We start from the raw sequence: 13,140 nt of genomic DNA on the forward strand, positions 1-13,140 counted from the left end.
CTAAAAAAGCTGTAATAAAATAATTTATAAGTTTAGGTTACAACTTCATTCTCTTATCGTCCAATACTTGTTAAAAAGCTATCTATGCTTTAAAGGCATGGTTTAATCTTTAATTGATTTGTTTTTACCCTTTCTTTATATAAAAGAAATTTTCCGGTTTAGTTCTAGCTCTGTGATAAATTTCTTCCCATTCATCACATTAGACTTAAAGGCAATGCAAAAAGGCAGTATGAGTTTAACTCACACTGCCTTTTTGCAAAATTAACTTAGTCTTTTTTTTTATGAAAATCCAACTATATTATGTGGAATATAAGGTTCTTCTAGAAAAATAACATCTTCTGGAGTAAGCTTAAAATTAACGGCTGCCGCTGCTGTTTCTATATGTTCAAGCTTAGTTGCTCCTACTATTGGGGCTGCTACACTTTCTTTTTGTAAAAGCCAAGCTAGTGCTATATGAACACGACTGACCTGGTAGTGCTCAGCCAGTTGTGCAACTCTTTCAATAATGAGACGATCTTTATCAGCAGTCTCATCATATTTAGAACGTGCTATGTTATCTGTTTCTGCACGTTTGGTCTGAACAGAAAAATCACGAGTCAATCGTCCCGAGGCTAAGGGACTATACGGAGTCAGAGCGATTCCTTCTGATGAAGCATAAGGCATCATTTCTCGTTCTTCTTCTCGATAAATCAAGTTTAGATGATTTTGCATAGAAATAAATTTGGCCCATCCATTTCGTTCTGCAATGTTTTGTGCTTTTTGAAACTGCCAAGCATACATTGACGAAGCTCCAATATATCGAGCTTTACCAGATTTTACAACGTCATGTAAAGCCTCCATAGTTTCCTCAATCGGTGTATTGTAATCCCAGCGATGAATAATATACAAATCAACATAGTCTGTCTGCAACCGCTTTAAACTTTGATCGATTTGAGAGAGAATGGCTTTTCTTGAAAGGCCTCCACCATTTGGTCCATCAAACATATGTCCATGAACTTTTGTTGCTAATACGATTTCATCTCGGTTTGCATAGTCTTTTAATGCTTTACCTAAAATTTCTTCGCTTCTTCCAAGTGAATAGATATTTGCTGTATCGAAAAAATTGATTCCCAGATCCAGTGCTCTTTTAATAATCGGACGACTTTCCGCTTCATTCAACACCCATTTGTGAATCCATTTTTCTGGGTCCCCAAAACTCATTGCGCCAAGACAAATTCTCGAAACATCCATACCTGTATTTCCTAACTTCGTGTATTCCATCTCTTTTTCTCCTTTATTAATCATTAAGCCGCTACTACCATTATTTTTACTCAATAGATGAGCGACTTAATCAAAATTATTTTTTACTAATTCATTTCTTATCTATTAAGATACACCTTTGAGTTAACTTTAAGTCAAGTGAAATCCTATTTTTTAATAAATTAATCATTATCATTTTGACTACTTAAACAATGGCTGTTTTGGAGAATAATGAAGTATCTAAACCTTATTCTGATTTAGGCTGCAGTTCATTCTAAAAATTCATCAATAAATATCTTTGCTATGTTGAGGCAACTTTTCAATATGTTCTAAATATGGCAATACATTCTTTCTATAATCTGGTAAATCAAAATCAAATGTTTGGCTGATTTCAATGGTCAATTCTTCAAAAAGGTCGCACATATTAAATAAAGATTGCCATATATTTTTGTAATTTCCATCGGGATAAGTACGGACCAGTTTATTCCAAACGCTGCTCTCAACATACTTCTGAATATTCTTACCGCCTTTTCCAGCGCTAACCTTAAAATCTGTTCGTATACCAATGTGCCAATGCAACATAGTCATCAGCATCTCTCTTACAGGACCTTCCATAATGTTTTTAGCTAATGGGAGTTCCTCTCTCCATAAAGCTTTTGCAATATAAGTACTTACCCACCAAAACTCATTGGAGCAGTCTATAAACTCTTTCTCATTAGGGTTACTAATTCGATAAGGGTCTTCAGTAGAAACCACTAATGCTGTAGTTCTGTTGTCTTTATCTAAGAGTATTTTGCGAGCTTCATTGCTCTTTAAATATTTCTCAGCGAGGTTTACCGGAGTTAATGTTAAATCAATTCGATTTCCATCCGTAAAAAGCATTAAATAAGAAAAGCTTTTTCGTCTACTATTAGCAGGCGGAATAACCATTTGATCCGGCATTTGCAATAGAATTCTTTCTCCAAAGTAGTCTATCCATGAATGGTCTTTCAAAAAAGAATCTATGTCTTCAACGTAATAGACAATATCATAATCTTGAAAAGGGTCTTTTTTAGCTGTGGCGGAAACTCGCGATCCATTCATTTCTACTAGTCTGATAGTATCTATTTCCTCTGCTTTTGTTAAAACTAATTCCAGCATTTCTTTTTCGTTTCTCATTTTTAAACACCTACCAATGTTAGGTTCGTTTCACCTAACTATTTTCAAGAATATAATTTTCAGATTATTTTTTTATATTTTACTAATTTGGCAAAGAATGATCGCCGGATTTAAATTGGATCCTATCGATTTGTCTTAATTGAACTTATCTTTTGCTATTTTCTAATCCGGCTAGAATCTCCATCGCTTTTTTATAATCCGAGTTAGGAGTCCCATCTAAGTTTTTATCTGTGATCTCAAATCCCAGCTTTTGATACAATCGGATTGCAACATGACTCCAAGTTTGAGTATGCAGATAAACAGGAGTAGTAGCCTCAAGTTTTTGCAACTGCTTAAGCGTCCGACGTAACATAGCTTTGGCGATTCCTTTTCCTTGGTATCCTGGTCTTACTGCTACCCAATGTACTAGCGGATAGCGAGTGCCATCAGGCAGTTCTTTCCACCAAGCTGAACACGTGCCGATTTTTCTGCCTTCAGAATCCGTTATAAACAGCATTCGCCTTTTCAATTCTTTCGAGAATGGTGCAAATTTCTTCTGGAAATAATCTAGTGCCTGCGCTTCATCCTCAAATTCAGAAACAGCCGTTTCGATAGCTGCCCATTCAGTTTCATCACCCTCTTGGTAAAACTCAAAGTGAAAGCCTTCAGGTAAAGCTTGTTCGGTAACAGGAAGATCTTTCAAGCGGTACATCCAAATTTCTGCGTATGGAATTGTTTTGTCTAACAAAAAAGCACTCCTCTCTTTTTCTCTTTAAATATGACTAACTTTAATGTACCATTCTACGAAGCTAAAGTTAAGTTTAACTATTTTAAAATAAATTTTTCAATACATACAAAAAATGTACTTCTTTCTACTAAAATTCATTCAGAGTTTAAACTTTTGATATTTATATCAAAGGTGTTATAGTTCACATTTCTGTCACATTATGAGATAATTTTTTTAAGGGGGTGTTGTTGTGAAATTAGTTATTACATTCATCGATGGAGAGCAACTAGAACTATGTGACTCTTCAATTATTAATGGTTATATTAATGTTCATGAACTCAATAAAGAATATGAGTTGAAGAAAATATTTTCAAACTCATTTAATGCTATCCATACAAATGAAAGTTCTATGATAGCCACTAGTACACCTCAAATAGGTTATGCTAGTTTAATTGATGAAGCAGACTGGATTACCATAGGAACAGACACTGATTTTGCCACTTTTTATAAAACCTCATCTATAAAATCTATCTCACGAAAATTACTATAAAAATTCTAATTAGAGAGACGATTTATCATTCGTCTTTCTATATTTCTAATGTTAGACTTTCCAGTAGAATTAAAAACACATCATCTGGTTTTATCAATTTCTTTTACACCTTCTTAAGAATACTATTAATTCAGTATGATAGAATAATTTATATTGTAGTATCTTGCATAAATTTTGGAAAAAGATTAGATTTAGTCAACATTTTCTATGTAAACGGGTTCAAATATTTGATTAGATAATTGATAATGTTATGCTAATAGTATAGTAAAGATTCAAAATAAAAACTGACACTAATAGATTAGTTCATTTCATCTATTTTTAAACTATTTCTATTAGGAAAGGAGAAATAAATGAAAAAACTAAGTATGACACTAACTATGTTGACGAGTTTATTTATTTTAACCGGTTGTAATACTATCAACGAAAAAGCAGAAGCTCCTACTCAATCTTCCGTTTCACAAAGTGATACATCAAGCTCGAGTAGTTCGCAAGAGTCTGCAGAAAGCACGTCAAGTACAACCAATTCTGAGGAACAAAGCGATACATCGAATTCAAGCAGCATGGAAGAGTCAGAAGAAAGTACTTCAAGCACATCTGAAAATGTCATCAATTCTGAAGAAGAAGCTTTTATTTTTATCAAAGAAGAAACTGGAATTGAAGCAGATAACACAGACATCGTCTATGAAGTTTTAGAATCAGATGATGACTCTTACACTTTGAAATTAATAAGCCAATCCTTACAAGAGCAAGGCGGTTCTGGAACTGCTGGTATATATAAAGTTTATAAAGATGGTACTTATGAAATAGTAGCCTAACTAAGTTAACAAATAAATTCATCGACTGCCCTGCACATCATGTGTAGGGTATTTTTGGTTGTAATGAACTAATTGAATAAAAAAAAAGACCCCAGAAAGAGTCTTGAAGTTTATTTCACTTTATAAACAACCGTTGTAAGTAAAATATGCGGTTCAGTCAAAACTTGGTTGACAGAAACAATTTCTCCGCTATTTTAATTCTTGTGTTGTCAAGAAGGCTTTTATCAGTGATCCTTTCAATGTAGTACACATCAATTTACTTATTAAAAATTTCCGGGTCTTTTCGAATATTTTTGAAAAACTTGTTCAACAGAATTTAGTTAATTCAACCTTAACACCCCTTGATACAAGATCAAGGGGTGTCTCCCTACCATAATCAAATCAGCACATGGTAATTAATTATTCATTTTTTATTGTTTCTGATGTCATTGTTGAGCAGTCATTGATGATTAAAGGTTCCTGCCAAACCTCATAGGGTGTACATTTGAGCCTGTACGGGCTGTGTGCTCGCCTTTGATTTCCCACCCAACAGCTTAGTTTATAAATCAACCAGCCAATTTGTTTGTTGAATCTGTCCGTCTAATTCTCGTAATTTTTTAGAAACTACATTCATTTTTTTAGTTAATTCCTTCGTATCGACGGTTCGCACCATTCGGATTTCATTTCGTCCAAATCGTCTGATATCATTGGCTGTTTCGATAGTCTCGTTATAAAGACCGTGCTGTCTTCTTAAAGATTCTCTTTCCTCCAACGCCTCAACAATCAATTTATCAGTATCATACAGATGAGCCGAAGTATTTCGTTGATTGACCTTTACGACTAATTGAGAGAATTCTTCATTAGTTTTTTGATAATCTTGTATCAATTCTTCCATGCTTATATCTAATGAATCTCCTTCTTGAATCAAGGAGTTCGCTAAAATTTCCTGCTTAAGTGCCTTTAACTTTGCTTCAAGATCCCGCCTCAAGAGTAATGCCTCCGCAAGTTTCATAGAAAAAACTTCCTTTCAGTTTAAGCGTCTGTTAAAACTTAGATTAATATAAAAGACATTTTTTAGCAAGAAATCTGCCAAAAGAAGTGCAATATTCTCTGCCTTTAAAAAAAAATCTTGATATTCTATCGTTAGCAATTTACTTTCAGAATTATTATCAACAAATTTTTTAATTTCATCAATGGTCCATCGCTTTTATTTTCTCTTACACTCCATACTTTATTGATACCCAGGAACTATTCTTTACATCCATTCTAAATAATAGTCATCATTATCTTAAGCTCTTCATTACAATAGGCTCTTGCACACAACCAAACAATTGGATTGCGCCCATTGTTCAATGATTAATGTCCAGAATAAAAGAGAACTGCAAGAAGCAATTCTCTTTTTCACCGTATTTTTTATTCTTTAACGTTTAACAAGGAACCATATTCGTGCATTTCCATTCCTTCAATAGTCTGATTTCTAAACAGTACTTGTACATCATGGAGATTTTCAACCTGCACTTTATAATTGCCTTCTTTTGGAATGATCGTAATCTTTCCGATATAAGTCCCCTCAGTATCATAAACTACTTCTGTGACCGTTTCAGTAATTTCAAAAGCATGAACTGTTAATTGGCTTGAATAATCATAAGCAGCAGTAGTATTTGTAGCACCTTCAATGACCAAGCTGTTCGGACGCACCATTAGTGGCAAGGTGAAGTAATCATGGGTTTCTTGATGCCATCTGCCTCCGGAAAGTGTCGTATTGTCTAAATAATTTGTCCAAGTGCCTTCTGGAAGATAAAATTTCACTTCACCTTTGTCATTAAAAATGGGTGCAACCATCAAGTTCTTACCAAACATATATTGTTTATCTATCGTGTGAGTTGTGTAATCCTCAGGAAATTCCAATACAAGTGGTCTCATCATAGGAACTCCTGTTTTGGCAGTCTCAACTGCTTCTGAATAAATATATGGCATTAAGGAATTTTTTAATTTTGAAAACTTTTGACTTACCAATGCGGCTTCTTCACCAAAATTCCATGGTACACGGTATTCAATATTTCCATGATAGCGACTGTGGGTCGACAGCAATCCGAATTGTGTCCATCGTTTGTAAAGGTCGTCTTCTGCATTTTCTTCAAACCCGCCAATGTCATGACTCCAAAAACCAAAGCCTGATAGAACAAAAGATAGTCCACCACGTAATGATTCTGCCATTGATGAATATTCTGATAGATTGTCCCCTCCCCAATGCACTGGGAACTTTTGTGAACCTACTGAAGCCGAACGCGCAAAGACCACTGCTTGTCCTTTTCCTTTCAGTTCTTCTAACAGCTCAAATACAACTTCATTATAGAGATAAGCGTAGTAATTATGCATTTTTACTGGATCAGAACCATCATAATACACAGCATCCGTTGGTATACGTTCACCAAAATCTGTTTTAAAGGAATCCACGCCTAAATCGATCAAACCTTTTAATTGTTGTTTATACCACTCGCGAGCTTCTGGGTTTGTAAAATCAATGATTCCTTGACCTGCTTGCCACAAGTCCCATTGCCAGACATTTCCGTCAGCTGATTTTATAAAATACCCTTTTTCTTTGCATTCTTTATAGATTTTGGCTTTCTGTCCGATGTAAGGATTGATCCACATACATACTTTGAGACCTTTATCATGGATTCTCTGGATCAGTTTTTCTGGATCCGGGAACATATCCTTATTCCATTCAAAACTGCACCATTCAAATTCTTTCATCCAAAAACAATCGAAATGAAATACATCAAACGGAATCTCTCGTTCTTGCATTTCTTCAATAAAATGCATTACGGTTTCTTCACTGTAATCTGTAGTGAAAGAAGTGGATAGCCAAAGGCCAAACGACCATGCAGGCGGTAAAGCAGGTTTTCCTGTTAGATCTGTATATTTTTTTAAGACACTCTTCATATCTGGTCCATAAATAATAAAGTATTCTAGTGTTTCACCTTCTACACTAAACTGTGTACGGGAAACATTTTCGGATCCCATTTCAAACGAAACTTTTTCAGGATGATTCACAAAAACTCCATACCCTTTATTTGTCAGGTAAAACGGAATATTTTTATAAGATTGCTCACTTCCAGTCCCGCCATCTTCATTCCAAACATCAATAGATTGACCATTTTTTACAAATGGTGTAAATCGTTCTCCCGTCCCATAAACGTATTCATAAGGATCCAAAGACAATTGCTCTCGCATATAATGTTTCCCATCAATAAAACTGATTTCAGCTTGTGCTCTGGGTTCTGATGAAGTGAGTACTTTTCCATCACCTAAAAATTCTATTTTAAAATCGCCTTCTTTTGGAACAATGGCTTCTAAAGAACCAGTTTTAAAGTGATAATACTCATCCGTTTCCACATCGATATCAACAGAAACAGTGGATTCAAACAAAGAAAATTCTGGTTTCAGAGCATTTTTCTCATGATGTGTCAGTCGAACTTTGATGATGTCTTCCTGTGGTGATTCAAAACGCAGTGTCGTCATCCCTAAATTTAGAGTGTCCCCACGTCTTCCGATTTTTTTATAAGGTAAAAATAATTCTAATCCATCCTCATCCATTCGAAAGTCTGTCGTTTCTTGAGGGTGGTTGAGTGTAAATCCTTCTTTCGTTAGCCAGTATCCTTCAGTAAATTTCATTTTGTCTCCTCCTATTTGACTGCTCCATCTGATATTCCTTTTACTACATGTTTTTGAAGCACTACAAACAATATAATGATCGGTAAAATGACCATAACTAGTGCTGCCAACGCTAAATGCCATTGTTTATTAAACTCGCCAAAGAAGTAGAACATTTTTAATGGAATAGTATACATACCTTCTTTGTTCACACTTAATGAAGGTAAGAGGTAATCATTCCAAAACCATAATGAATTTAAAACAATGACTGTAATAGTTGTTGGTTTTAAGAGTGGCATTATCACTTTCCAATAAATCTGAAAGGTGTTTGCACCATCCACAACAGCAGCTTCATCCAACGATTTAGGAATCCCTCTCAACGCTCCATAATACAAAAACGTCGACATACTAGTAGCAAGCCCTAGATACATGATCATCAATCCTGGTTGATTCAACATACTGACCTTTCCGAAAAGGGATATCAAGGGAATCATGATTCCTTGAAATGGAATCAACAGACCTATCGCAATAACGAAATAAATAAAGGAACTGATCTTGCTTGTATTTCGCGACAAAGCATAAGCAGCCATTGATGATACAAACACAATCAACACTAATGATCCAATTGTAATCAGTAATGAATTCGCAGCACTTTTTATAAAGTCTAATTTTTCAAAAGCAGTTGTGTAGTTTTCAACATGCATTCCAGCGGGTAAAGTAAGTGTGTTCTGGAAAATCTCTGCTTTTGTCTTGAAAGAATTGATAATAATCAAGAAAAATGGGTAAAACCAAAACAGAGACATGACTATACCTAAAAGAATCATACTGATTTTTTTCTTATTTTTTCTCTTTTGTGTCGCACTTACTTTAGGTTTGTTGGAATCTTTTATGGTTGAATTTTTTTTAATGGATAGTTGCCTATTGGTTTTCATCATGCACTGATCTCCTTTTTACGAGTTATCGAGATTTGAATGATCGAAATAACGACAATAATAACTAAGAAAATTATCGCTTTAGATTGGGCAAATCCCATATTCCTCATTGAGAAGGCTTCATTGTAAATATTCATCGCTGCCATTTGAGTAGAATTGTATGGGCCGCCTTGTGTTAAAGCTAAATTCTGGTCATAAATCTTAAAGGCATTTGACAGTGTTAGGAATAAAGTGACTGTAAACGCAGGCATGAGCATGGGCAATTTGATTCTAAAAAAGGTTTGTAGTGGAGATGCACCGTCTATGTCCGCAGCTTCCAGGATTTCTTCTGGTATGTTGTTCAAGAATGAGATATAAATCAGCATCATGTAGCCGCTCATTTGCCATACGAACAAGATCACTAGTCCCCAGAACCCAGTTTCTGGAGTGTTCAGCCATCCGGCAAAAAATTCAATGCCTGTCAAATCGGCAATACTCTCAAAAGCTTTATTAAAAATAAATTGCCAAATAAAACCGAGAATGATTCCTCCTATAAGATTGGGCATGAAAAAAACTGTGCGAAATAACGTGGTCCATTTCCCTAGTTTTTGTGTCACTAGAGTTGCCAACATCAAAGCAATCATGTTGATCAATATGACACTGACGACAGAAAACTTCGCTGTAAAAATCAGACTGTCGATAAATCCTTGATCTTGAAAAGCTTTGACATAGTTATCCAATCCTATGAAATTACCTACCGTGTTGCCATTCCAATCTGTTAGCGAATAATAACTTCCTGTCATCAACGGAATGAAGAGAACAACAATTAAAGCAATCAACGCTGGTGCCAATAATAGCCAAAATGATTTTGAACGGTTCGTTAACATACACAATCCTCCTTAAGTTTAAACCTATATAGGGAGGAAAATTTTCCTCCCTGTTGGTATAGATTATTTTCGTTCCTCGCTCCATGTCTCTTTTAAAGTAGACATAAATTCATCCCAAGAAAGTTGACCGGCTGCATACCCTTGCAAGTTCACACCAAAAGTATTTTGACCGTATCCATCTGGATAAGAGTTGTGCACCCAAGGAACTGTTTGGCCATCACTCAAATAGTTGTAGATTTCATTTGATAACGGATCTGTTATATCCTCGCTGGAAAAGTTGGTATATGCCGGAATAAATTCGAAATCATTGATGATCGAAGCCATTGCTTCTTCATCGGTGTACATCCAAGTCAAAAATTCAATGGATGCATCAATTGCTTCTTGATCTTTGTCTTTGTTAACAGACCAATACCATGCTGGCCCGGCAACGATCTTTCCTTCTGTTTCATCTTCAACAAACATTGGTATAATAGATAGTTTCTCTTGAGCAATCGTTTCATCTAAACTGTTCAATGTCGGAACGATCCAGTTCCCTTGATGAACGATTGCAACTTTTTCACTAGCGAATAGTTCCTCAACAGACGTACTGTAGTCCATTGATTCTAAAGGCTCTGCATTGTATTCGATAGCCAAGTCAGTATATTGTTTCATTTGATCCGCGTAAGTAAGGTCTAATTCTTTTGCTTCGTATGTTTCGTTTAGACTATTATTAAATTCAGGTGCAACAAAATTCGAACTGTATTGACTAGAAACCCAAGTTTCTCCACCACTGAATGCAAATACTCCGTCTAAGCCTAATTCTGTTTTTTTGGAATCGATGGTTTCTACTGCCTTTTCAAAATCAGCAAATGATTGAATAGAAGTTGGATCTATACCTACTTTTTCAAAAACTTCTGTATTCACCAACCAACCATAACCTTCAATATTCATCGGTACACCTAAGACTGTATCGTTCAAAGTGGCTCCTTCAAGCGTTCCTTCGATAGCATTTTTGGCTAAGTCAGTCTCACCCAGATCGTATAATTTATCTTCCCACGTTTGAGCATCTGCTAAACCTCCAAGCATAAAGATGTCTGGCTCATCTCCAGAAGAAAATTTTGACTGCAAGGCTGCCGTAGCATCTGTTCCTCCACCAACTGTTGTCATATTGATATTGATATTATCATGTGTTTCTTCAAATTTTTCGACAAGTTCATCCATTTGTTCTGCAGTTTCTGTTTTGATGTTAAAGACTTCTAAAGTTACGTCTCCTTCATCTGATGCACCTGAACCAGAACTCCCACATCCAGCCAATCCTAATATCCCTGTTAAAGCAATTGTAGATAGTAAAAATTTTCTTTTCATCATTTGTACCCTCCTATTTTTTTTATTTCTATATCGATTATATTGATATTCAAGGTATAATGTAATCGCTATCTTAGTTAAAACACCTTGTAATATTGATATTAATAAGAAAAGAGGTCAAATAGGAATGAAAAGTTATGTTTTTACGCCTAATCCAAGTGAGAAAGACATCGATACATCGTTAAAAGAGATCACAGAACATGGACAGAGCCTTTTTCCAATTGCCGTACATTTCACTAACCATAATGAATATCGAAAAAATATGATCCACATGCATTGGCACAGAGAAATGGAAATATTGTATGTATCTAGAGGTGTTATGGAAGTTAAAATAGAAGGCAATTCTTATATTGCTGAGGAAGGAGATATTTTGTTTATTTCCCCAAATCAATTACATGGAGCAGTATCTTACAACAATTCTCCTTGTGCTTTTTTTGCGATAGTGTTTGATTCTTTTTTTATCGAAAGCCATTTTTCTGATTTGATTCAGCAGTCCTATATTGATTCAATTATAGAATCTCCATCAAAACACATTATGCATGCAACAAATGAATTGCCAAATATTGCTGACCTTCGTAATTATGTGATAAAAATCATCGATGAATTTGCGTTAAAAGAACCTTTTTTTGAATTATCATTAAAGGCACATTTACTCCTATTTTTTAAAAATCTATACATCAATAAAGAAAAATTATTTCGCCATGATCAATATACGGATAGCAAAAATGAGTTGAATTCGTATAAATGCAAAAAAATAGTTCTCTATTTAGAAGAGAACTATAAGAATCGAATCACTTTAGAGGAGATCAGTGCCCATATCGGTTTCAGCAAAGAACACTTTTGCCGCTTTTTCAAAAAGAACTTTCGAATGTCTTTCATAACTTACCTAAACCAGATGCGCGTAAAAAAAGCAGAATACTTATTGCTGAATACAAACTTAAAAGTAATCGATATCGCCTTAGAGTCAGGTTTTGAAGATTCAAATTACTTTACAAGCATCTTTAAAAAAGAAACCAATATGACACCTACTGACTATAGAAAGAATCCTAGTAATGTTACGTTGCTTTAAGTGGTGAGGAAATTAAATGTAACAAACAGATAATCTAAACTTTCGCAAAAAAAGAGAATTGCATCTAAGCAATTCTCTTTTGACGTTACTTCTCCCAAATCAACTCAGCAAGTTGCAGTACAGACTTCCATTGATTTCCTTCTTTAATTATTTCTCTTACATCAAAATCTGCATAATAAATGGCATCAGCTTTTTTTCTTAATCTAACGGGAAGATAAAATCCTGTTCATCACTAGTATTATTACCCTGGAATAGCTGCTTGGAATAAGATTCAGCAATTGTCTCAATATAATGTAAAGAGACTATACTCCTACTGAAACGGGATCAGTAGCCGCTATAGAGTGATAATTATCTCCATAGTAAAGGGTAAAAAAGATCACCATTATTACGGCTTTTGATTCGAATGAATGATTCTGAATAAGGTACAATAGTGTTAAAATATTCAACTATGCATTAATAAGAAGTACTTAAAAGTTGAAATCATCATCGTCATTATTATTATCTGCTTTAAACAACCAAAATATTAAACCAACTACTAAAACTACTAGTATAGTTATAAAAATAAGTTTACCTAAGAAGAAAATCATTCTATCACCTACTTATTAGTATCAACAATTGCTTCGCCAGTTTGTACTTCAACCCAACCATGTTCTAAACGTGCTTCTACTTCTTTTAACTTAATTAATTCTTCTGTAATGGATTCTGATAATTTTTTGTTTGCTTCAGCCTCAGCTTCTGCTGCTTTTACTTTTTGATAGGCTAAACTATCCGCTTTTGTTTTTGCTGTATCAGCTTCTAAAAGAGCTTTTTCTTTTTCTTGACCAG

At 34.7% G+C, this 13,140-nt stretch carries 11 protein-coding genes and 1 pseudogene; 3 read left to right on the plus strand and 9 right to left on the minus strand.

All coding sequences use genetic code 11. The annotated features are described in order from the left end of the window. Positions 1 to 279 precede the first annotated feature (279 nt). From ABS911_RS11900 to ABS911_RS11910, 3 genes are all read right to left on the minus strand, one after another. Positions 280 to 1,260, minus strand: a complete 981-nt coding sequence (locus tag ABS911_RS11900) for an aldo/keto reductase (protein WP_251166049.1) — start codon at positions 1,258 to 1,260, stop codon at positions 280 to 282. 264 nt (positions 1,261 to 1,524) lie between these two features. After that, positions 1,525 to 2,397: an aminoglycoside 6-adenylyltransferase gene (locus ABS911_RS11905; RefSeq protein ID WP_350467767.1), complete on the minus strand. Its 873-nt coding sequence runs from the start codon at positions 2,395 to 2,397 to the stop codon at positions 1,525 to 1,527. 145 nt (positions 2,398 to 2,542) lie between these two features. Next, complete coding sequence (locus tag ABS911_RS11910) at positions 2,543 to 3,124, minus strand: GNAT family N-acetyltransferase (protein WP_251166051.1); 582 nt, start codon at positions 3,122 to 3,124, stop codon at positions 2,543 to 2,545. Between the two features lie 229 nt (positions 3,125 to 3,353). On the opposite strand from ABS911_RS11910, the gene ABS911_RS11915 reads away from it, so the two are divergent. Together ABS911_RS11915 and ABS911_RS11920 are read left to right on the plus strand one after the other, a co-directional pair. Continuing rightward, positions 3,354 to 3,653, plus strand: coding sequence for a hypothetical protein (locus tag ABS911_RS11915; RefSeq protein ID WP_034536612.1), 300 nt, complete (start codon positions 3,354 to 3,356; stop codon positions 3,651 to 3,653). A 350-nt stretch (positions 3,654 to 4,003) separates the two neighbouring features. Next, positions 4,004 to 4,468: a hypothetical protein gene (locus ABS911_RS11920; RefSeq protein ID WP_341048245.1), complete on the plus strand. Its 465-nt coding sequence runs from the start codon at positions 4,004 to 4,006 to the stop codon at positions 4,466 to 4,468. 538 nt (positions 4,469 to 5,006) lie between these two features. Here ABS911_RS11920 and ABS911_RS11925 read toward each other — a convergent pair. The 5 genes from ABS911_RS11925 to ABS911_RS11945 all read right to left on the minus strand — a co-directional run bounded on the left by ABS911_RS11925 (position 5,007) and on the right by ABS911_RS11945 (position 11,249). Then, positions 5,007 to 5,459 carry a DIP1984 family protein gene (locus ABS911_RS11925; protein WP_251166052.1) on the minus strand — a complete coding sequence of 151 codons (453 nt, stop codon included), beginning with the start codon at positions 5,457 to 5,459 and terminating at the stop codon, positions 5,007 to 5,009. A gap of 401 nt (positions 5,460 to 5,860) precedes the next feature. Next, entirely contained in the window at positions 5,861 to 8,125 is a 2,265-nt protein-coding gene (gene yicI, locus ABS911_RS11930) for an alpha-xylosidase (protein ID WP_251166053.1), read from the minus strand. An 11-nt stretch (positions 8,126 to 8,136) separates the two neighbouring features. Then, positions 8,137 to 8,928 carry a carbohydrate ABC transporter permease gene (locus ABS911_RS11935; RefSeq protein WP_251166134.1) on the minus strand — a complete coding sequence of 264 codons (792 nt, stop codon included), beginning with the start codon at positions 8,926 to 8,928 and terminating at the stop codon, positions 8,137 to 8,139. A 107-nt stretch (positions 8,929 to 9,035) separates the two neighbouring features. Continuing rightward, positions 9,036 to 9,902 carry a carbohydrate ABC transporter permease gene (locus tag ABS911_RS11940; RefSeq protein ID WP_251166135.1) on the minus strand — a complete coding sequence of 289 codons (867 nt, stop codon included), beginning with the start codon at positions 9,900 to 9,902 and terminating at the stop codon, positions 9,036 to 9,038. Between the two features lie 63 nt (positions 9,903 to 9,965). Continuing rightward, on the minus strand, positions 9,966 to 11,249 hold the full coding sequence (locus tag ABS911_RS11945) for an ABC transporter substrate-binding protein (RefSeq protein ID WP_350467768.1): 1,284 nt from the start codon (positions 11,247 to 11,249) through the stop codon (positions 9,966 to 9,968). A gap of 124 nt (positions 11,250 to 11,373) precedes the next feature. Between ABS911_RS11945 and ABS911_RS11950 the strand changes: the two genes are divergently transcribed. Further along, entirely contained in the window at positions 11,374 to 12,315 is a 942-nt protein-coding gene (locus ABS911_RS11950) for a helix-turn-helix transcriptional regulator (RefSeq protein ID WP_251166055.1), read from the plus strand. A 595-nt stretch (positions 12,316 to 12,910) separates the two neighbouring features. Here the strand turns inward: ABS911_RS11950 and ABS911_RS11955 are convergent. Next, a pseudogene (locus ABS911_RS11955) lies at positions 12,911 to 13,140 on the minus strand (prohibitin family protein); the annotation flags it as partial.

Source organism: Carnobacterium sp. (assembly GCF_040274425.1).